The 19,903-nt window shown below is 62.6% G+C and carries 16 protein-coding genes; 4 read left to right on the top strand and 12 right to left on the bottom strand.

From position 1 onward, the window contains the following. Nucleotides 1-231: 231 nt before the first annotated feature. A complete protein-coding gene (locus tag LK03_RS19305) occupies nucleotides 232-1,632 on the top strand; it encodes an amino acid permease (RefSeq protein ID WP_038414123.1) in 1,401 nt (466 codons plus the stop codon). Nucleotides 1,633-1,689: 57 nt separating this feature from the next. On the opposite strand, the gene LK03_RS19300 is transcribed toward LK03_RS19305, so the two are convergent. From LK03_RS19300 to LK03_RS19260, 9 genes are all read right to left on the bottom strand, one after another. After that, nucleotides 1,690-3,666, bottom strand: coding sequence for a DNA topoisomerase III (locus tag LK03_RS19300; RefSeq protein ID WP_038414121.1), 1,977 nt, complete (start codon nucleotides 3,664-3,666; stop codon nucleotides 1,690-1,692). A gap of 159 nt (nucleotides 3,667-3,825) precedes the next feature. Next, entirely contained in the window at nucleotides 3,826-4,245 is a 420-nt protein-coding gene (locus tag LK03_RS19295) for a GNAT family N-acetyltransferase (protein ID WP_038414120.1), read from the bottom strand. After that, on the bottom strand, nucleotides 4,238-5,404 hold the full coding sequence (locus LK03_RS19290) for a cupin domain-containing protein (RefSeq protein ID WP_038414117.1): 1,167 nt from the start codon (nucleotides 5,402-5,404) through the stop codon (nucleotides 4,238-4,240). The genes LK03_RS19295 and LK03_RS19290 overlap by 8 nt, the downstream gene beginning before the upstream one ends. 81 nt (nucleotides 5,405-5,485) lie before the next feature. Continuing rightward, entirely contained in the window at nucleotides 5,486-6,856 is a 1,371-nt protein-coding gene (gene purB / locus LK03_RS19285) for an adenylosuccinate lyase (RefSeq protein ID WP_038414116.1), read from the bottom strand. A 117-nt stretch (nucleotides 6,857-6,973) separates the two neighbouring features. Beyond that, on the bottom strand, nucleotides 6,974-7,594 hold the full coding sequence (hflD, locus tag LK03_RS19280; protein ID WP_038414114.1) for a high frequency lysogenization protein HflD: 621 nt from the start codon (nucleotides 7,592-7,594) through the stop codon (nucleotides 6,974-6,976). Further along, nucleotides 7,591-8,715 (bottom strand): tRNA 2-thiouridine(34) synthase MnmA, encoded by a 1,125-nt coding sequence (mnmA, locus tag LK03_RS19275; protein WP_038414112.1) that lies wholly within the window; start codon nucleotides 8,713-8,715, stop codon nucleotides 7,591-7,593. The genes hflD and mnmA overlap by 4 nt, the downstream gene beginning before the upstream one ends. A gap of 57 nt (nucleotides 8,716-8,772) precedes the next feature. Continuing rightward, a complete protein-coding gene (locus LK03_RS19270; RefSeq protein WP_038414111.1) occupies nucleotides 8,773-9,213 on the bottom strand; it encodes an NUDIX hydrolase in 441 nt (146 codons plus the stop codon). Nucleotides 9,214-9,326: 113 nt separating this feature from the next. Further along, nucleotides 9,327-11,552, bottom strand: coding sequence for an NADP-dependent isocitrate dehydrogenase (locus LK03_RS19265; protein WP_038414109.1), 2,226 nt, complete (start codon nucleotides 11,550-11,552; stop codon nucleotides 9,327-9,329). A gap of 454 nt (nucleotides 11,553-12,006) precedes the next feature. After that, nucleotides 12,007-12,273 (bottom strand): cold shock domain-containing protein, encoded by a 267-nt coding sequence (locus tag LK03_RS19260; RefSeq protein WP_038414840.1) that lies wholly within the window; start codon nucleotides 12,271-12,273, stop codon nucleotides 12,007-12,009. Between the two features lie 226 nt (nucleotides 12,274-12,499). Here LK03_RS19260 and clpS point away from each other — a divergent pair, with 226 nt between their 5' ends. Both clpS and clpA read left to right on the top strand, forming a co-directional pair. Continuing rightward, nucleotides 12,500-12,862: an ATP-dependent Clp protease adapter ClpS gene (clpS, locus tag LK03_RS19255; RefSeq protein ID WP_038414108.1), complete on the top strand. Its 363-nt coding sequence runs from the start codon at nucleotides 12,500-12,502 to the stop codon at nucleotides 12,860-12,862. Nucleotides 12,863-12,892: 30 nt separating this feature from the next. Next, nucleotides 12,893-15,163 carry an ATP-dependent Clp protease ATP-binding subunit ClpA gene (gene clpA, locus LK03_RS19250; protein WP_038414106.1) on the top strand — a complete coding sequence of 757 codons (2,271 nt, stop codon included), beginning with the start codon at nucleotides 12,893-12,895 and terminating at the stop codon, nucleotides 15,161-15,163. Between the two features lie 92 nt (nucleotides 15,164-15,255). On the opposite strand, the gene infA is transcribed toward clpA, so the two are convergent. The 3 genes from infA to aat all read right to left on the bottom strand — a co-directional run bounded on the left by infA (nucleotide 15,256) and on the right by aat (nucleotide 17,025). Continuing rightward, on the bottom strand, nucleotides 15,256-15,474 hold the full coding sequence (gene infA, locus LK03_RS19245) for a translation initiation factor IF-1 (protein ID WP_002553999.1): 219 nt from the start codon (nucleotides 15,472-15,474) through the stop codon (nucleotides 15,256-15,258). 103 nt (nucleotides 15,475-15,577) lie between these two features. Further along, entirely contained in the window at nucleotides 15,578-16,285 is a 708-nt protein-coding gene (locus LK03_RS19240; RefSeq protein ID WP_038414105.1) for an arginyltransferase, read from the bottom strand. Between the two features lie 59 nt (nucleotides 16,286-16,344). Next, entirely contained in the window at nucleotides 16,345-17,025 is a 681-nt protein-coding gene (aat, locus tag LK03_RS19235; protein WP_038414103.1) for a leucyl/phenylalanyl-tRNA--protein transferase, read from the bottom strand. A 360-nt stretch (nucleotides 17,026-17,385) separates the two neighbouring features. On the opposite strand from aat, the gene LK03_RS19230 reads away from it, so the two are divergent. Further along, the gene (locus tag LK03_RS19230) at nucleotides 17,386-19,878 is read left to right on the top strand and encodes a DNA translocase FtsK (RefSeq protein WP_049870566.1); all 2,493 of its coding nucleotides are present in this window, start codon (nucleotides 17,386-17,388) and stop codon (nucleotides 19,876-19,878) included. Nucleotides 19,879-19,903: the final 25 nt, after the last annotated feature.

The following is a 19,903-nucleotide window of genomic DNA, read 5'->3' as shown; positions in this document are numbered from 1 at the left end:
GTCAGGAGTTCATTCTCTAATGGAATCATGTGCTGCAAAAAGGTCGTTTGTTGACGACCCGCGGGTAGATTAATACTGACCTGCATCAATGAAGGCAAGCCGGTATTGAACGAGGAGGAAAGTGCGCGTCGCCGGCATCGGCAGAACAACAAAAACATGCGTTCGAACTTGAGCTGAATCTGCTCCAACAGTCAGTCGCCCACTGCGCGACAACCCAGTCGAGGGTTTTTCATGGCGTCCCCCCACAATAAAAAACAACGCGCTTTGCAGCATGGCCTGAGCTCGCGCCAGGTTTCGATGATTTCCATTGCCGGCATCATCGGCGCCGGATTGTTCATCGGCTCGTCCAATGCCATCGCCACAGCCGGCCCGGCCATTCTGATTTCCTACGCCATGACCGGGCTGCTGGTGTTGCTGGTCATGCGCATGCTGGGCGAAATGGCCATCGCCAACCCCAACAGCGGCTCGTTCTCCACCTACGCCACCGAAGCCATCGGCCCTTGGGCCGGATTCACCATTGGCTGGCTGTACTGGTGGTTCTGGGTGCTGATCATTCCAGTCGAGGCCATTGCTGGCGCCGACATCCTGCACGCGTACTTCCCGGCAGTGCCCTCGTGGTTGTTCGCCTTCCTGATCATGGTGTTGCTGTCAGGCACCAACTTGATCAGCGTGCGCAATTTCGGCGCGTTCGAGTACTGGTTCTCGCTGGTCAAAGTGATCGCCATCATCGCCTTCATCGGCATCTGCAGCCTGGCGGTACTGGGTTTCTGGCCACTGGCCGACACCTCCGGGGTCAGTCGTCTATGGGACAACGGCGGCTTCATGCCCAATGGCTTCGGCACGGTGCTGGGTGGGGTGCTGATTACTATCTTCTCGTTCTTCGGCGCCGAGATCGTGACCATCGCTGCCGACGAGACCGCCAATCCCAAGGAGAAGATTCGCCGCGCTACCAACCTGGTGGTGTATCGCATTGCCATCTTCTATCTGGCATCGATCTTTCTGGTGGTGTCGCTGGTGGCGTGGAACGATCCTGCTCTCAAGCAAGTGGGTTCGTTCCAGCGTGTGCTGGAAGTGCTCAACGTACCGGGCGCCAAGTTCGTGGTCGATATGGTGGTGCTGGTGGCCGTGACCAGTTGCATGAACTCGGGGCTGTATACCGCTTCGCGCATGCTCTATTCGCTGGGCGCACGAGGTGAGGCGCCGGTGATGACCCGGCGTATCTCTGGCGCGGGCGTGCCGACGGTGGCAGTCATGCTGTCGACGCTGGCCGGATTCGCAGGCTGTCTAGTCAACTACGTGTTCCCCGGCAAGGTCTTTGGTTTCCTGCTCTCGACCACGGGTGCGATCGCGTTGCTGGTGTACCTGGTGATCGCCGTTTCGCAGTTGCGCATGCGCGCTCGCGCCGACCGTGACGGCGCCGTGCTGGAGCTGAAGATGTGGCTGTTCCCCTGGCTCACCTGGCTGGTGATCGGCACCATTGTCCTGGTGCTGGGCTACATGCTGTTCAGCGATGCCTATCGTTACGAGACGCTGATGACTGCTGCGGTGGCTTCGATCATTCTGCTGATTTCGCTGAGTCGGCGGCGTGCCACGGAGACTTCTCTGCCGGCCAGTGTGCAGGGCGGTGAATGACGCACCGAGACTGACCCAAGGCCAAGCCCGCGGCACCTGCCGCGGGCTTTTTCGTGCTTAGGGGGTGGCAGTCTTGCGCCGCGGCTGACGGGGTTTGCCGGCAGCTTTGCTGGCGCCTTTGCTGGCGCTCTTGGCCTTGCCTGCGCCGCTGCGCTTGTTCTTCCACGCAGGCGCCTTGCTGCCGCTGCCCGAAGGCGGTCCACTGATAGCCAGGCGCATGCCCACGCAGCGCTGCACCAGCTTGCTCATCCACGCCGATTGCCGGGCAACGAATTCTTCCAGGCTCATTTCACCGCTTTGCACCATGTCCAGCGCCTGCTCCCAGATCGCCGTGGTGCCAGGGTCGGCGATCGCCCGGGGCACGGCATCGATCAGGCTGAAGGCGGCGGGTGTAGCGGCCAGCGCCTTGCCGCTCTTGCTCAGGTAACCGCGGTCGAGCAAGCCCTGAATGATGCTGGCGCGGGTGGCCTCGGTGCCGATCCCGGTGGTGTCCTTGAGCTTTTGCTTGAGCAGTGGGTCTTGCACCAGCTTGGCGACGTTCTTCATCGCTTTGATCAGGTCGCCTTCGGTGAAGGGTTTGGGGGGCTGGGTCCACAGGTCTTTGAGGTTTACCTGCTCGACAGGGCACCGCTGGCCTTGCTCAAGGGCCGGCAAGACCTGTACCGCTGGCGCTTCGCGGCCTTTGCTTGGCGTCAGCGCTTCGGGCAGGGCGCGCCGCCAGCCCGGCTCGATGATCTGCTTGCCCACCGCCCGCAGGTGATGGCCGGCGCAGTCGAAGTCGGCCTGGGTGCGATCGAAGCTGTGCTGCGGCAGAAACTGGGCCAGGTACCGGGCGCGGATCAGCGTGTAGACCGCCTTGTGTTTGCTCGGCAGGCGGTTCGGGTCGCTGGCGGCGATCGTGGGAATGATGCCGTGGTGAGCGCTGACCTTGGCATCGTTCCAGGCCCGCGAGCGGCGACTGGCATCCAGATGGGCCTGCAACGGCGCCAGGGAGGCGTCGGCACGCTGCAGGGCGGCGAGGATAGACCCTGCCTCGCCATGCTGGCTGAGCGGCAGGTAGCCGCAGTCGCTGCGCGGGTAGGTGATCAGCTTGTGGGTTTCGTACAGCGCCTGGGCGATGTCGAGGGTTTCCTGGGCGCCCAGGCCGAGCTTTTTCGAGCACAGTTCCTGCAGGGTGCCGAGGTCGAACGGCAGCGGGGCGGCTTCGCGGACGCGCTCGGTTTCAATCTTCAGCAGCACTGCCTGGGCCGCGCTGCGCATGCCCTCGGCTGCCTGTTGTGCCAGCGCTTGCTGCAGGCAGCGGCCTTGATCGTCGCAGGCATCGTCCGGCGCCCGCCATTGGGCCATGAACGACTGCCCTGCATGGCCGAGCTGAACCTCGATGGCCCAGAACGGCACCGGCACGAAGTCGGCGATGCTGCGGTCGCGGTCGACCACCAGGCGCAGGGTCGGGGTCTGCACCCGGCCGACCGGCAATACGCCCTGATAACCCGATTGCCGGCCCAGCAAGGTGAACAGACGACTCAGGTTCATGCCAATGAGCCAGTCGGCACGTGAGCGACCGAGCGCCGAATGATAGAGCGTGAAGGTTTCCTGGCCGGGCAGCAGGCGGGCCAGGGCCTTGCGAATGGACGCCTCGTCCAGTGCCGACAGCCACAAGCGCTGCACCGGACCTCGGTAGCGGCAATGCTCCAGCAGCTCACGGGCGATCATTTCCCCTTCACGGTCGGCGTCGGTGGCGATCACCAACTCCTGTGCTTCGCCGAGCAGGCGCTTGACGGCCTTGAACTGGCTGGCGGTCTTGGCCTTGACCAGCATCTTCCATTTTTCCGGAATGATGGGCAGGTCGTCGAGCGCCCAGCGCTTGTAGCGGGCGTCGTAGCTGTCGGGCGGGGCGGTTTCGAGAAGGTGGCCGATGCACCAGGTGACGCACACATTGGTGCCTTGCCAGCAGCCGTCGCCCTTGCGCGTGGCGCCGAGGACTTTGGCGATGTCTTTGGCTTGTGAAGGCTTTTCGCAGAGAAACAGGCGCATGGCCGGGCACGCTTGGTCGCAGGTGATGGGCGACAGGATGCGCAACTGAGGAGCGAGAGGCAAGCTTTATCTGTATGGATGTACAGTCTTACGGGTTTTTGCAGGAGCGGGCTGTCCACTCCTGCAATTGTCGCCTACGACAACCCCGCGAAAGCCCGGTCAATCGCGAACCATGTCCACATGGGGAATGCCGGCTTCGAGGAATTCCTCGCTCACGACATGAAAGCCCAGGCGCTCGTAGAACGAGGTGGCGTGTACTTGAGCGCTGAGGCGCTGTGGCGTCAGTCCGCGGCGCTGGGCTTCGGCGATCACCGCCTGCATCAGCGTGTCGCCGACCTTCAGGCCGCGCCAGTCCTTGAGCACCGAAACCCGGCCGATGGTGCCGTCCGCCAGCAAGCGGGCGGTACCGATCGGGTAGTCGCCTTCCAGGGCCAGGAAGTGCACGGCGCTCTGATCGTCGGCATCCCACTCAAGCTCGGGAGGTACCTGCTGCTCGGCGACGAACACGGCTTCGCGGATGCGACGGATGTCGGCGTTGTCCTGCTGCCAGTCGGCCAGGCGCACGCGGATTTTATTCATCGGCGAACCCCAGGCTGCCCTGTTTGACCAGTTGGCAGATCAGCAGCATGGCTTCCTCGTCTTCGGACCATGGGGCAAGGTTGTCACTGTGCAGGGCGTCTGCCGCGCAGATCAGCTTCAACAGATCGCGCAGGTGGCCGGAAAGCAGACGGCTCTGGCCGCTGGCGAACAGCACCAGGTTGTCTTCCATTTCTGACCAGGCCAGACGTGCACTCGGGTTGCGAATCAGCAGCGCGCCTTGCTCCAGGCCCTGGCGCAGGTCGTCTTCGCTGAGCGCTTCACCCGCGACCTGCTCGGGGTAGCGCGGCTCGGTCATGAACTGGCCGAACCAGGTCAGCAGCAGGCGCTCGTCGCCCATGTGCTCGGCCAGCAGCGCCTTGAGGCGATCCAGAGCATCGTGCTGAATCTGGTGCGGGTCGCTGACCGGCTGCGCATCGGCATCGCTGTAGCGCTCTTCGTCGGGCAGGAACTGGCTGAGAAAATCGGTGAAGTGGGTCAGCACTTCAGCGGCGCTCGGGGCGCGGAAGCCGACCGAGTAGGTCAGGCAGGCATTCTCGGCAATGCCGTAGTGAGCCAGGCGCGGCGGCAGGTAGAGCATGTCACCCGGTTCGAGCACCCATTCCTCACGCTGCTCGAAGTCGGCCAGGATGCGCAGGTCGGCATGGTCGAGCAGGGCGCTGTCGCTGTCGCACATCTGGCCGATCTTCCAGTTGCGCTTGCCGTGGCCTTGCAGCAGGAACACGTCGTAGTTGTCGAAATGCGGACCGACGCTGCCACCGGGGGCGGCGTAGCTGATCATCACGTCATCGATGCGCCAGCTGGGCAGGAAGCGGAAGTTTTCCAGCAGCTCGGCCACTTCGGGTACGAACTGGTCGACGGCCTGCACCAGCAAGGTCCAGTCACGCTCGGGCAGGTCGGCGAAGGCGTCCTCGGCGAACGGTCCGCGGCGCAGTTCCCACGGGCGCTCACCGTGCTCGAGCACCAGGCGCGACTCGACTTCTTCTTCCAGCGCCAGGCCGGCCAGCTCATCCGGGTCGATGGGGCTTTCGAAATCGCTGAATGCCTGGCGCACCAGCAGCGGCTTTTTCTGCCAGTAGTCACGCAGGAATTCACGGGCCGTCAAGCCGCCAAGCAGCTGCAGTGGAGTATCAGGATTCATCTTCAACCTATTGAAAAAATGTAGTTTTCGTCCGCGAATAAAAACGCCCGGCTAAGCCGGGCGTTGGCCGCATGGCGAGCGTCAGACGCGCTTGGCCTGGGCCACGGCATTGCCGATGTAGCTGGCAGGGGTCAGTTGCTTGAGCTCGGCCTTGGCCTCGGCCGGCATGTCCAGGCCATCGATGAAGCTCAACAGGGCATCGGGGGTGATGCCTTTGCCACGGGTCAGCTCCTTGAGCTTCTCGTAGGGGTTTTCGATGTTGAAACGGCGCATGACGGTCTGGATCGGCTCAGCCAGTACTTCCCAGCAGGCGTCCAGATCGGCGGCGATGCGTGCGGTGTTGATTTCCAGCTTGCCGATACCTTTAAGGCTCGCCTCGTAGGCGATCACGCTGTGGGCGAAGCCGACACCGAGGTTGCGCAGCACGGTGGAGTCGGTGAGGTCGCGCTGCCAGCGCGAGATCGGCAGCTTGCTCGCCAGGTGCTGGAACAGCGCGTTGGCGATGCCCAGGTTGCCTTCGGAGTTTTCGAAGTCGATCGGGTTGACCTTGTGCGGCATGGTCGAAGAGCCGATTTCGCCGGCAACGGTCTTCTGCTTGAAGTAGCCCAGCGAGATGTAGCCCCAGACATCGCGATCGAAGTCGATGAGGATGGTGTTGAAGCGGGCGATTGCATCGAACAGCTCCGCGATGTAGTCGTGCGGTTCGATCTGCGTGGTGTAGGGGTTGAACTGCAGGCCCAGCTCGTCCTCGATGAAGGCGCGGGCGTTGGCTTCCCAGTCGATCTGCGAGTAGGCCGACAGGTGCGCGTTGTAGTTGCCCACGGCGCCGTTGATCTTGCCCAGCAGCGGCACGGCTGCGACCTGGGTGATCTGCCGCTCGAGGCGATAGACGACGTTGGCCAGTTCCTTGCCCAGGGTGGTCGGCGAGGCCGGCTGACCGTGGGTGCGCGACAGCATCGGCACATCGGCGTACTGATGGGCGAGGGCGCGGATGGATTCGGCGATCTGGCGCATCAGCGGCAGCAGCACGTCGTCACGGCCGGCGCGCAGCATCAGCGCGTGAGACAGGTTGTTGATGTCTTCACTGGTGCAGGCGAAGTGGATGAACTCGCTGACTTTGGCCAGCTCCGGCACGCCGGCGGCCTGCTCCTTGAGCAGGTACTCGATGGCCTTGACGTCGTGGTTGGTGGTGCGCTCGATTTCCTTGACCCGCTCGGCGTGGGCCAGTTGGAAATCGGTGGCCAGGGTGTCGAGTACGGCATTGGCCTGGGCGGAGAAAGCCGGCACCTCATCGATCTGCGGGTGGGCGGCCAGGCGCTGCAGCCAGCGCACTTCCACCAGGGCGCGGAAACGGATCAGGCCGTATTCGCTGAAAATGGGGCGCAAGGCCTGGGTTTTGCCGGCGTAGCGGCCGTCTACAGGGGAAACCGCAGTGAGCGAGGAGAGCTGCATGGCGTGTTCTCGGACAGTCAGGCTTTTGGGGGCGCGTATCATACACGAAAAAGCAGCTTTGAGCTGTGAGCGATGAGCTGCGAGCCCCAAGCATCACGGCAACACTGCGTGCGCGCTTCAACCGCGCATCAGGTCGTACAGGGCGTTGAGCAGTTTGCGGCGGCTGAATACCAGCTGCCAGCGATGGCCGCCCAGCTGACGCCACAGGCGTGCAGAACGAATGCCAGCGAGCAGGATGGCGCGGATCTTCGAGGCGTTGTTGGCCTGTTGCAGGAAGCGCGTATCGCCGTGCACCTGGATGCGCTGACGGAAGGTGCTGAGGGTGTCCTGGTACAGCGCGCCGCACGAGGCGATCACGTTGTCGTGGACCAGGCCGAAATGGTCGGCCTGGGATTGCACTTGCGGCAGGCGCTTGCCGATCACTTCCAGCAGGTCGCCGCGCTTGGCCAGTTGCCGCTCCAGGCCCAGCATCGCCAAGGCGTAGCGCAGGGGTTCGCGCTGCAGAATCGCCGGGTCGCGCTCCAGGGCGCCGACCAAGGCGCGGTAGCCGTCGCGAAGTTGCTGGTCGTTACCGCCGAACACGTCCAGCGTGTCCTTGGGGTCGAGCACCAGCAGGCTGCCGAGCATGCAACCCAGCGGCGCCTCGCCGACCTGGCCGGTGCGGGCGATCTGATCGACCAGAACGGCGGCCTGGAATACCCCGCCCAGCGCGACCAGTTGATCGTCGAGCTGGCTCATGGGCGCGGACTCCAGGCGTCGGCCGCTTCGATGACGCCGCCGCCCAGGCACACTTCACCGTCGTAGAACACCACCGACTGGCCCGGTGTGACGGCGCGTTGCGGCGCGTCGAACACCGCGCGGTAGCCTGCTTCTGTGCGCTCCAGCACGCAGCGCTGGTCGCCCTGACGGTAGCGCACCTTGGCGCTCAGCTGGCGCGGTGCGCTGAGGTCGACGGGGTTGACCCAGAAGATGTCCGAGGCCAGCAACGCCCGTGAGAACAGCCATGGATGCTCGTTGCCCTGGCCGACCACCAGCACGTTGCGGGTGAGGTCTTTTTCCAGCACATACCACGGCTCGTCGCCAGCATCCTTGAGACCGCCGATGCCCAGCCCCTGACGCTGGCCGATGGTGTGGTACATCAGGCCGTGGTGCTGGCCGATCACCTCACCCTCGGTGGTCTGGATTTCACCGGGCTGGGCGGGCAGATACTGCTTGAGAAAGTCGCTGAAACGGCGCTCGCCAATGAAGCAGATGCCGGTGGAGTCTTTCTTCTTGGCCGTAGCCAGACCGTGCTTCTCGGCGATGGCGCGCACTTCAGGCTTTTCCAGCTCGCCGACCGGAAACAGGGTACGGGCGATTTCGTTGCCGCCCACGGCATGCAGGAAGTAGCTCTGGTCCTTGTTCGGGTCCAGGCCCTTGAGCAGCTCGGTGCGGCCATCGGTGTCGCGGCGGCGGACGTAGTGGCCGGTGGCGATCAGGTCGGCACCCAGCGACAGGGCGTAGTCGAGGAAGGCCTTGAACTTGATTTCGCGGTTACAGAGGATGTCCGGGTTGGGTGTGCGCCCGGCTTTGTATTCTTCGAGGAAGTGTTCGAAGACGTTGTCCCAGTATTCGGCGGCGAAGTTGGCGGTGTGCAGTTTGATGCCAATGCGGTCGCACACGGCCTGGGCATCGGCAAGGTCTTCGCGGGCGGTGCAGTATTCGGTGCCGTCGTCTTCTTCCCAGTTCTTCATGAACAGCCCTTCCACCTGGTAGCCCTGCTCGAGCAACAGGACGGCGGAAACGGACGAGTCCACACCGCCGGACATGCCGACGATGACGCGGGTCTGGGCGGGTGCTTTGAGTGCTGGGTTGGTCATGATTACCGGCGTGTATCAGGGAAAAAACGCCGATTCTATCAGGCTGCTGGCTGCCCGTCAGTTGCGCAGCAGCTCCAGGCTGTGCAGCGGGCCTGCCAGATAGTCGTCCAGGCAGCGTGGCACCAGCTCGCTACGCCAGCGCTGTGGCTCGGCGAGCAATTGCTCGCGGGTCAGCCACACGGCGCGGGTGATATCGCTGTCCAAGGGGCGATCAGGGTGATGGCGCACAGGCTTTGCGGCAAAACAGATGCGCTGGTAGGTCACGCCGTTGCTCGGCGCGGTGTACAGGTAAATGCCCACTACGCCGGTCAGTTCGACCTCCCAGGCGGTCTCTTCGAGGGTTTCGCGCAGCGCGGCTTGGCTCAGGGTTTCATGGGCTTCCAGGTGCCCGGCCGGTTGATTGAGAACCTGGCTGCCTGCCTTGAATTCTTCGACGAACAGAAACTTGCCATCGTCTTCGACGACGGTGGCGACGGTGATATGCGGTTGCCAGTTCATGGGGACACCTTGGGCGCGTGAGTGTAAGAATCGTGTGCAGCGTTCGCTGATAGAGGGCCCATAACGCACGAACCCCGGTGCGTGGCCGGGGTTCATGGTGTTGCAGCTCAGGTTTACAGGGCGGCGAGCGCGCTGTTGAAGGTCTGGCTTGGGCGCATCACTTTCTGGGTCAGCTCAGGGCTTGGCGCGTAGTAGCCGCCGATGTCGGCCGGCTTGCCTTGCACGGCGTTGAGCTCGGCGACGATGGCGGCTTCGTTCTCTCCGAGCGCCTTGGCCAGCGGAGCGAATCGCGCTTGCAGGGCGCTGTCGTCGCTTTGCGCTGCCAGGGCCTCGGCCCAGTACAGGGTCAGGTAGAAGTGGCTGCCGCGGTTGTCGATACCACCGACCTTGCGCGAAGGCGACTTGTTGGTGTCGAGGAACTTGCCGGTAGCCTTGTCCAGGGTGCTGGCCAGCACCTTGGCGCGGGGGTTGTCGTAGACGTTGCCCAGGTGCTCCAGCGAGGCTGCCAGGGCGAGGAACTCACCCAGCGAATCCCAGCGCAGGAAGTTCTCTTCGACCAACTGCTGCACGTGCTTGGGCGCCGAACCGCCAGCGCCGGTTTCGAACAGGCCGCCACCGCTCATCAGCGGCACGATCGACAGCATCTTGGCGCTGGTGCCCAGCTCCATGATCGGGAACAGGTCGGTGAGGTAGTCGCGCAGCACGTTGCCGGTCACCGAAATGGTGTCCTTGCCTTCGCGGATGCGCGCCAGGGAGAACTTGATCGCCTCGACCGGCTCCAGGACACGAATGTCCAGGCCGCTGGTGTCGTGGTCCTTGAGGTATTTCTGGACCTTTTCGATCATCACCGCGTCATGGGCGCGTGCCGGGTCGAGCCAGAACACCGCAGGGGTGTCGCTCAGGCGGGCACGGTTGACGGCCAGTTTGACCCAGTCCTGGATCGGTGCGTCCTTGGTCTGGCACATGCGGAAGATGTCACCGGCTTCGACGTTCTGTTCGAGAATCACCTTGCCGCTGGTATCGACCACACGAACCACGCCATCGGTCTTGATCTGGAAGGTCTTGTCGTGGGAGCCGTACTCTTCGGCCTTTTGCGCCATCAGGCCGACGTTCGGCACGCTGCCCATGGTGGTCGGGTCGAAGGCGCCGTTGGCCTTGCAGTCTTCGATGGTGGCCTGGTAGATGCCGGCGTAGCAGCGGTCAGGAATGATCGCCTTGGCATCCTGCAGTTCGCCTGCAGCGTTCCACATCTTGCCCGAGTCGCGGATCATGGCCGGCATCGAGGCGTCGACGATCACGTCGCTCGGCACGTGCAGGTTGGTGATGCCCTTGTCGGAGTTGACCATGGCCAGGGACGGACGGTCGGCATACAGGGTGTTGATGTCGGCTTCGATCTGCGCTTGCAGCTCGGCCGGCAGCTCCTTGATGCGTGCGTAGAGGTCGCCGATGCCGTTGTTGGGGTTGAAGCCGACGTCGGTCAGGGACGAAGCGTACTTCTTAAGCACTTCGCCGTAGAAGGCTTCGACGATGATGCCGAACATGATCGGGTCGGAAACCTTCATCATGGTCGCCTTCAGGTGTACCGAGAGCAGCACGCCGGCGGCCTGGGCATCGGCGATCTGCTCGACGATGAAGGCTTGCAGGGCCTTGCGGCTGAGGGTGGCGCAGTCGACCACTTCAGCGGCCTTGACCGCGGTTTTTTCTTTCAGGACGGTGGTGTTGCCATCCTTGCCGACCAGCTCGATGCGCAGGCTGCCATCGGCTTCGATCAGCGCGGCTTTTTCGCTGCCGTAGAAATCGCCGCTGGTCATGTGCGCGACGTGGGATTTCGAATCGGCGCTCCAGGCGCCCATCTTGTGCGGGTGCTTGCGGGCGTAGTTCTTCACCGACAGCGGCGCGCGGCGGTCGGAGTTGCCTTCGCGCAGTACCGGGTTGACGGCGCTGCCCTTGATGCGGTCGTAGCGAGCACGCGACTCTTGCTCGGCCTCGGTGGACGGCTCGTCGGCGTAGTCGGGGATGGCGTAGCCCTGGGCCTGCAGTTCCTTGATCGCGGCCTTGAGCTGCGGGACCGACGCCGAGATGTTCGGCAGCTTGATGATGTTGGCTTCAGGCGTGGTTGCCAGTTGGCCCAGTTCCGCCAGGTGATCGCCTACCTGCTTCTCGGCACCCAGTTGCTCGGGGAACGCCGCGAGAATACGACCGGCCAGGGAGATGTCCCGGGTTTCGACGGCGATGTCGGCACACGCGGTGAACGCCTCGATGACGGGCAGCAGTGAGTAGGTGGCGAGGGCGGGGGCTTCGTCGGTGAAGGTATAGATGATCTTGGAACGGGTGGGCATGCGGGTTAACTCTCTGTGTTGCTGCGCGAGCCCGTGTCTCGAAGTGCGCTGGGTAGGCGCAGCGCCCAGCGAGGGCGTGGTCGAGCGGCCGCGAGCGGTGATGGTGGATGCATCATTCGAGCGTCAATGCTGGCGTGCGGTAACACGTCAGGCTTGTCCAGGTCAGGCGGCCATTGCCAGCCGGCCCGGGGTGGAGCGAGCCGCATATTCCAAGGGTTCGCCCCGATGACCCTACGGTCAGCGCCGGAGTATATCAAACCCATCGGCGTAATCAGCAAGGCCAAGTGCGATCAGGCTGCATATGCGACCAAAGACTGAGAGACAATGCGGTGCGTTGCCGCAGCGAATGCGCGGGTTCGGAGGGGCGTGTGGAGGGCTGGAACTGAAGGAAACGGCACATGAGCAAGGGCGGTGGTGACTGGCCAGCGATCGCCACTGGCCAGTCTGGCAAGGCTCACGCTTTGACAGTGTCTTGCTGAGTATGAGCCTGAGCGCCCGTGGCCTGGGTTGCGTTCGCCTCGGACCGGATCGAGCAAGCATGCGGTCCTTTCGGGCCTTCGATGATGTCGAAAAGCACTCGGTCGTTGGCTTTCAGAGATTTGTAACCCTCGCCTACGATTTGGCTGTAATGGGCAAAGATGTCTCCCATTTCTTTCCCATCGGCTATCAGGAAACCAAACCCTTTGGCGTTGTTGAACCACTTGACTTTACCGCTCGCCATCCCTACGTCCCTCTGCAAAGGACTCCATCACTGGAGTATCATCCCGGTATCCGCCAGCCGATCCGCAAAAAACTGATTGACTGTACGGAGCTTTTTCCACCACGGTGAGTTCATATTGGTTGTAACACCGATTCAGCGTTAGTCAAGGTCACTCGGCGGCGCCTGTGCGGGCCGTCTGGGACGCGGACTCAACCCTCCAACCTGTCGATGTGATGAATTTCTTTCCATGCATGCACACAGCCAGACTCGTCTAACATTCAATCAGGATCCTCCGCACGAGCAGGAAGACGGCGCCTCGGGCCTGGCTGTCGAAGAGGCCAAGCCGATCCTGCAGGCGCCACCGATGTACAAGGTGGTCTTGTTCAATGATGACTACACACCAATGGATTTCGTCGTCGAGGTGCTCGAGACGTTCTTCAGTTTGAATCGGGAGTTGGCCACCAAGATAATGCTGACCGTCCACACCGAAGGGCGCGCAGTGTGCGGCTTGTTTACCCGCGATATCGCCGAAACCAAGGCGACGCAGGTCAACCAGTACGCCAGGGAGAGCCAGCATCCGCTACTCTGTGAAATCGAGAAGGACGGTTAATCGCCGACCACTTGGGTATGAGGTGAAGCTATGTTGAACCGCGAGCTCGAAGTCACCCTCAATCTGGCCTTCAAGGAGGCCCGCTCGAAGCGTCATGAATTCATGACCGTCGAGCATCTGTTGCTGGCGCTGCTCGACAATGAAGCTGCCGCAACCGTGCTGCGCGCCTGTGGCGCCAACCTGGACAAGCTCAAGCACGATCTGCAAGAGTTCATCGACTCCACCACCCCCCTGATTCCGGTTCACGATGAAGATCGTGAAACGCAGCCGACCCTGGGCTTCCAGCGGGTCCTGCAACGTGCCGTATTCCATGTACAGAGCTCGGGCAAGCGTGAAGTGACCGGCGCCAACGTGCTGGTGGCGATTTTCAGTGAACAGGAAAGCCAGGCCGTGTTCCTGCTCAAGCAGCAGAGCGTGGCCCGTATCGATGTCGTCAACTTCATTGCCCACGGCATTTCCAAGGTGCCTGGGCATGGCGCCAGTTCCGACAGCGAGCAGGACATGCAGGACGAAGAAGGCGGCGAAACCAGCTCGTCGAGCAACCCACTGGACGCTTACGCCAGCAACCTCAACGAGCAGGCCCGCCAAGGGCGCATCGACCCTCTGGTAGGGCGTGAGTCGGAGGTTGAACGGGTCGCGCAGATTCTCGCCCGGCGGCGCAAGAACAACCCGCTGCTGGTCGGCGAGGCCGGAGTGGGTAAAACCGCTATCGCCGAAGGGCTGGCCAAGCGCATCGTCGACGGTCAGGTGCCTGACCTGCTTGCGCAGAGCGTGGTGTACTCGCTCGATCTTGGCGCGCTGTTGGCCGGCACCAAGTACCGCGGCGACTTCGAAAAACGCTTCAAGGCGCTGCTGGGTGAACTGCGCAAGCGGCCCCAGGCAATTCTGTTCATCGATGAGATCCACACCATCATCGGTGCCGGGGCGGCTTCCGGTGGCGTCATGGATGCTTCCAACCTGCTCAAGCCGTTGTTGTCGTCCGGTGAAATCCGCTGCATCGGCTCGACCACCTTCCAAGAGTTTCGCGGCATCTTCGAGAAGGATCGCGCACTGGCGCGGCGCTTCCAGAAGGTCGATGTGTCCGAGCCATCGGTCGAGGACACGGTCGGCATTCTGCGCGGCCTGAAGGGGCGCTTCGAGAGTCACCACAACATCGAGTACAGCGATGAGGCACTGCGTGCTGCCGCCGAGCTGGCTGCCCGTTACATCAACGATCGGCACATGCCCGACAAGGCCATCGACGTCATCGATGAAGCCGGTGCCTATCAGCGTCTGCAGCCCGAGGCCAATCGGGTCAAGCGCATCGATGTGCCCCAGGTCGAGGACATCGTCGCCAAGATCGCGCGGATTCCGCCGAAGCATGTCAGCAGTTCCGACAAGGAACTGCTGCGTAACCTGGAGCGCGACCTGAAGCTCACGGTATTTGGTCAGGACCAGGCCATCGATGCCCTGGCAACGGCAATCAAGCTGTCGCGGGCGGGTCTCAAGTCGCCTGACAAGCCGGTTGGCTCGTTCCTCTTTGCTGGTCCTACCGGGGTGGGCAAGACCGAGGCGGCACGGCAGTTGGCCAAGTCTCTGGGTGTCGAGCTGGTGCGCTTCGACATGTCCGAATACATGGAGCGCCACACCGTGTCGCGCCTGATCGGTGCGCCGCCGGGCTACGTCGGCTTCGACCAGGGTGGTCTGCTCACCGAGGCGATCACCAAGCAGCCCCACTGCGTGCTGTTGCTCGACGAAATCGAAAAGGCCCACCCGGAAGTCTTCAACCTGCTACTGCAGGTCATGGACCACGGTACGCTGACCGACAACAACGGGCGCAAGGCCGACTTCCGTAATGTGATTCTGATCATGACCACCAACGCCGGGGCCGAGACCGCAGCGCGGGCCTCGATCGGTTTCACCCATCAGGATCACGCGTCCGATGCCATGGAGGTCATTCGCAAGAGCTTCACGCCGGAGTTCCGCAACCGTCTGGACACCATCATCCAATTTGGTCGTCTCTCCCACGAGACCATCAAGAGCATCGTCGACAAGTTCCTCATCGAACTTCAGGCGCAACTGGAAGACAAGCGCGTTCTGCTGGAGGTTAGCGAAGAGGCGCGGGGCTGGCTGGCGAGTTCTGGCTACGACGTGCAGATGGGCGCGCGGCCGATGGGTCGTCTGATTCAGGACAAGATCAAGCGGCCGCTGGCCGAAGAGATCCTGTTCGGCGAATTGGCCGAGCACGGGGGTGTGGTTCACGTCGAGCTGCGTGACGGCGAGCTGGTCTTCGACTTCGAAACCACCGCTGAAGTTGCCTGACGTGCTACCGGGGCTGTTCCAGCTCCGGTACAACCTCGTATCGATAGCGCACAAAAAACCCGGCTCGATGGCCGGGTTTTTTTAGGCTTGGCTTAGCGGGCGCGGTAGGTGATGCGACCCTTGCTCAAGTCATATGGCGTCAGTTCGACGCGCACTTTGTCGCCAGTAAGAATACGGATGTAGTTCTTGCGCATCTTTCCGGAGATGTGCGCGGTCACGACGTGCCCGTTTTCCAACTCCACGCGGAACATGGTGTTGGGCAGGGTGTCGACGACAGTACCTTCCATTTCGAAGCTGTCTTCTTTCGACATGCAGTAGAGCCCTCGGTATACAGTTGACCGCCCCCTGCATGAAGGCAGCGGGCAAAAAAGTGGCGTGGATTATGCCCGAAAAGTGCAGTTGCAGCCACTGCTTTCAATTGACGGTGACCCAGCGCTGGTTAATGAGCAGTTCGATAGGTCGATACTGCGTCTTGTAATTCATTTTCTTGCAGTTCTTGATCCAGTAGCCCAGATAGACGGCTTCCAGGTTTTGCCGCAGGCTTTCGCCGATCTGCCAGAGGATGGCGAAGCGACCCAGGCTGCGGCGCTCCTCGTCCGGGTCGTAGAAGGTGTAGACCGCTGACAGTCCATTGGGCAGCACATCACAGACTGCGACCGCCACCAGGCGGCCGTGCAGGCGAAATTCGTAGAACCAGCAAAACGGCAGGTCACGCACCAGAAAGGTGGCGAACTGCTCGCGACTGGGTGGGAACATGTCGCCGTCGGCATGGCGCTGTTCGATGTAGCGCCGGTACAGCTCGAAGTATTCGTCTTTCAGGGCAGGGCGCGTGGCATACACGGTAATGTCCTGGTTGCGCTTGAGAATACGCCGCTGCTGGCGGTTGGGCGCGAAGCGGGCGGCCGGAATGCGTGCCGGCACGCACGCATTGCATTGCTGGCAATGCGGGCGGTAGAGGTGATCACCACTGCGGCGAAAGCCCATGTCCGACAAATCGGCATAGACATGCACGTCCATTGGCTGGCTCGGATCGAGGAACAGCGTGGTGGCCTGTTGCTCGGGCAGGTAGCTGCAGGAATGAGGTTGAGTGGCATAGAATTTCAATCGCGCCAGCTCTGTCATGATCGCCTCCTCCTGTGTGATGCCGTCGGTTAAGTGTATGTCAGGCGCAGGGCCGATGCTCAGTCGCGCCAGTGCATGCCACTGGGCTGATCGCAATGGTCGCGCAGGTACTGGGCGAACGCGTCGCGGCTGATGGCGCGGGCGCCGAAACTGTGCAGATGCTGGGAGGGCATCTGGCAGTCGATAAGTATGAAACCTGCAGCGCGCAGGTGTTCAACCAAGGTTGCGAAGCCCACCTTGGAGGCGTTGTCGGCGCGGCTGAACATCGACTCGCCGAAGAACAGTTGGCCAATGGCCAGACCATACAATCCACCGACCAATTCGTTGTCTGCCCAGACCTCCACCGAGTGGGCAACCCCCTGGGCATGCAGCTGGCAATAAGCTGCCTGCATGCTGGAGGTGATCCAGGTGCCATCAGCGTAGCTGCGCGGCGCGGCGCATGCGGCGATGACGGCAGCGAAGTCGGTGTCGAAGGTCACCCGATAGCGGCCCTGGCGCATGAGCTTGGCCAGCGAGCGAGACACGCGCAACTCGTCGGTGAACAGCACTGTGCGCGGGTCGGGTGCCCACCAGAGAATCGGCTGACCCTCCTGATACCAGGGGAAGCAGCCATGCCGATAGGCTTGGATCAGGCGCTCGGCGCTCAGGTCGCCGCCGGCTGCCAGCAGGCCGTTGGGTTCGCGCAGTGCCTTTTGCAGCGCAGGGAAGCTCAGGGAATCGCGTTTCAGCCAGGTCAGCATGGTCGGTAGGGCGGCAGGGGAGGGGAGGACTTGCAGCATGGCCGCAGCGGCGGCACAGGTCAATGTCTGGGCCGGCGACGGTTGCAGAGGCTCTAGGCTGGGGATTGTTCCTACTTCGCCAAGGTAATCGGCACCATCTGCCACATTTGCTGTCACACCTGTGCAAAAACACAGCATAAGCCTTTGTCACGCAAGGCAATGCGTGCTCAAATTGGTCCTTATCGGAAATCGTTCACCGTTGATGCCCCGTTGGCGACCTGTCATGGCGGCAGGTGGGCAGTAATGTTAAAAGTAGTGGACATCGGCCAGTGCCCGGCTGAGCACTAGTGAACGCGCAGCCTGCGCAGGAATACACGCGTTTTGAAAAAAACCACCGCAACCCCGACCCCTCTGCCCGTGCCGCAATGGCGCCAGCAGATGCATTACCGGCTCAAGGAAGGTGCACTGATTGCCGTCGGCGCGCTGTGCCTGTACCTGTGGATGGCGCTGCTGACCTACGATGCCGCCGACCCCGGCTTCAGCCATACCAGCAATGTCGACCAGGTGCAGAACGCCGCTGGCCGCGCCGGCGCCTACTTCGCCGACGTGATGTTCATGGTACTGGGCTACTTTGCCTACATCTTCCCGCTGCTGCTGGCGATCAAGACGCTGCAGATCTTCCGCGACCGTCACCAGCCCTGGCAGTGGAGCGGCTGGCTGTTCTCCTGGCGCCTTATCGGCCTGGTGTTTCTGGTGCTGTCGGGCGCGGCGCTGGCGCACATTCACTTCCACCCCACGGCCAACCTGCCATTCGCGGCAGGCGGGGCGCTGGGTGAGGGGCTGGGCGAGCTGGCCCGCAGCCTGCTGAACGTGCAGGGCAGCACCCTGATGTTCATTGCCCTGTTCCTGTTCGGCCTGACCGTGTTCACCGACCTGTCCTGGTTCAAGGTGATGGACATGACCGGCAAGATCACCCTCGACCTGTTCGAGCTGTTGCAAGGCGCGGCCAACCGCTGGTGGGAGGCGCGCAACGAGCGCAAGCGTCTGCACGCGCAGTTGCGTGAGGTCGACGAGCCAGTACTGAACACGCCCGCAGAGCGCCGTGAGCCGAGCAAGGCACGGGAGCGCGTGGCCGATCGCGAGCCGGTGCCGAGCAAGCCCGTTGCCGCCATCGCCAGCGCCGCTGCCAAGGAAACGCCGGCGGCCCGCGAGGTGGTGGTGGCGCGCGAGACCGTGGTCGCCCGTGAGCCTGCGCCGGTCGTGGCCCGCGAGCACAAACCGGCACCGGTGATCATCCCGCCGTCGAGCAAGGCACCCGAGCCAGTCAAGCGTGTCGTGGCCGAGAAGCCCCAGGCGCCGGTGGTCGACACCGCCATGCAAGGCACCTTACCGCCGATCTCCATCCTCGATCAGGCCGAAGAGAAAAAGATCGAATACTCGCCCGAGTCGCTGGCCGGGGTGGGCAATCTGCTGGAAATCAAGCTCAAGGAATTCGGTGTCGAGGTCACGGTGGACTCGATCCATCCGGGCCCGGTGATTACCCGCTACGAAATTCAGCCGGCCGCCGGGGTCAAGGTCAGCCGCATCGCCAACCTCGCCAAGGACCTGGCGCGCTCCCTGGCAGTGACCAGTGTGCGGGTGGTCGAGGTCATTCCTGGCAAGACCACGGTGGGCATCGAGATTCCCAACGACAACCGGCAGATCGTGCGCTTCTCCGAGGTGCTGTCGTCGAACCTGTTCGACGAGTCGAAATCGCCGGTGGCCCTTGCCCTTGGCCACGACATCGGTGGCAAACCGGTGATCACCGACCTTGCGAAGATGCCGCACCTGCTGGTGGCCGGTACCACGGGCTCCGGTAAATCGGTGGGGGTCAACGCGATGATCCTGTCGATCTTGTTCAAGTCCGGCCCTGAAGATGCGCGGTTGATCATGATCGACCCCAAGATGCTCGAGCTGTCGATCTATGAAGGCATTCCGCACCTGCTGTGCCCGGTGGTCACCGACATGAAGGACGCCGCCAACGCCCTGCGCTGGAGCGTGGCCGAGATGGAACGCCGCTACAAGCTGATGGCGGCCATGGGGGTGCGTAACTTGGCCGGCTTCAACCGCAAGATCAAGGATGCCGAGGCAGCCGGTGAAATCATCCATGATCCGCTGTACCGCCGCGAAAGCATGGACGATGAGCCGCCAGCGCTGAAGAGCCTGCCGACCATCGTCGTGGTGGTCGACGAATTCGCCGACATGATGATGATCGTCGGCAAGAAGGTCGAAGAGCTCATCGCGCGCATCGCGCAGAAGGCGCGGGCTGCAGGTATCCACCTGATTCTGGCCACCCAGCGGCCGTCGGTCGATGTCATCACCGGCCTTATCAAGGCCAACATCCCTACGCGGATGGCGTTCCAGGTGTCGAGCAAGATCGACTCGCGGACTATCATCGACCAGGGCGGTGCCGAGCAGTTGCTGGGCCATGGCGACATGCTTTACATGCCACCGGGCACCAGCCTGCCGATTCGGGTACACGGCGCTTTCGTCTCCGATGACGAGGTGCACCGCGTGGTCGAGGCGTGGAAACAGCGTGGCGCCCCGGATTACAACGACGACATCCTCAACGGCGTCGAGGAGGCCGGCAGCGGCTTCGAAGGCGGCGGCGGTGGCGATGGCGACGATGCCGAGACTGACGCGTTGTACGACGAAGCCGTACAGTTCGTGCTGGAAAGCCGCCGTGCATCGATTTCCGCCGTGCAGCGCAAGCTCAAGATCGGTTACAACCGCGCCGCGCGGATGATCGAATCGATGGAAATGGCCGGAGTGGTCACGCCCATGAACAGCAACGGCTCGCGGGAAGTGATTGCCCCTGGCGGCCCCCGCGATTGATGATCTACCTGCCGGGCGTTCTCAA

It is taken from the genome of Pseudomonas cremoricolorata (assembly GCF_000759535.1).
Taxonomy (GTDB): Bacteria; Pseudomonadota; Gammaproteobacteria; order Pseudomonadales; family Pseudomonadaceae; genus Aquipseudomonas; species Aquipseudomonas cremoricolorata_A.
This window is presented reverse-complemented; position numbering and strand designations above follow the sequence as displayed.

Excerpts from the sequence above, each read along its gene's own strand:
- LK03_RS19305 (WP_038414123.1), top strand. The coding sequence starts at position 232 with ATGGCGTCCCCCCACAATAAAAAACAACGCGCTTTGCAGCATGGCCTG.
- LK03_RS19300 (WP_038414121.1), bottom strand. The coding sequence starts at position 3,666 with ATGCGCCTGTTTCTCTGCGAAAAGCCTTCACAAGCCAAAGACATCGCC.
- LK03_RS19295 (WP_038414120.1), bottom strand. The coding sequence starts at position 4,245 with ATGAATAAAATCCGCGTGCGCCTGGCCGACTGGCAGCAGGACAACGCC.
- LK03_RS19290 (WP_038414117.1), bottom strand. The coding sequence starts at position 5,404 with ATGAATCCTGATACTCCACTGCAGCTGCTTGGCGGCTTGACGGCCCGT.
- purB (WP_038414116.1), bottom strand. The coding sequence starts at position 6,856 with ATGCAGCTCTCCTCGCTCACTGCGGTTTCCCCTGTAGACGGCCGCTAC.
- hflD (WP_038414114.1), bottom strand. The coding sequence starts at position 7,594 with ATGAGCCAGCTCGACGATCAACTGGTCGCGCTGGGCGGGGTATTCCAG.
- mnmA (WP_038414112.1), bottom strand. The coding sequence starts at position 8,715 with ATGACCAACCCAGCACTCAAAGCACCCGCCCAGACCCGCGTCATCGTC.
- LK03_RS19270 (WP_038414111.1), bottom strand. The coding sequence starts at position 9,213 with ATGAACTGGCAACCGCATATCACCGTCGCCACCGTCGTCGAAGACGAT.
- LK03_RS19265 (WP_038414109.1), bottom strand. The coding sequence starts at position 11,552 with ATGCCCACCCGTTCCAAGATCATCTATACCTTCACCGACGAAGCCCCC.
- LK03_RS19260 (WP_038414840.1), bottom strand. The coding sequence starts at position 12,273 with ATGGCGAGCGGTAAAGTCAAGTGGTTCAACAACGCCAAAGGGTTTGGT.
- clpS (WP_038414108.1), top strand. The coding sequence starts at position 12,500 with ATGCATGCACACAGCCAGACTCGTCTAACATTCAATCAGGATCCTCCG.
- clpA (WP_038414106.1), top strand. The coding sequence starts at position 12,893 with ATGTTGAACCGCGAGCTCGAAGTCACCCTCAATCTGGCCTTCAAGGAG.
- infA (WP_002553999.1), bottom strand. The coding sequence starts at position 15,474 with ATGTCGAAAGAAGACAGCTTCGAAATGGAAGGTACTGTCGTCGACACC.
- LK03_RS19240 (WP_038414105.1), bottom strand. The coding sequence starts at position 16,285 with ATGACAGAGCTGGCGCGATTGAAATTCTATGCCACTCAACCTCATTCC.
- aat (WP_038414103.1), bottom strand. The coding sequence starts at position 17,025 with ATGCTGACCTGGCTGAAACGCGATTCCCTGAGCTTCCCTGCGCTGCAA.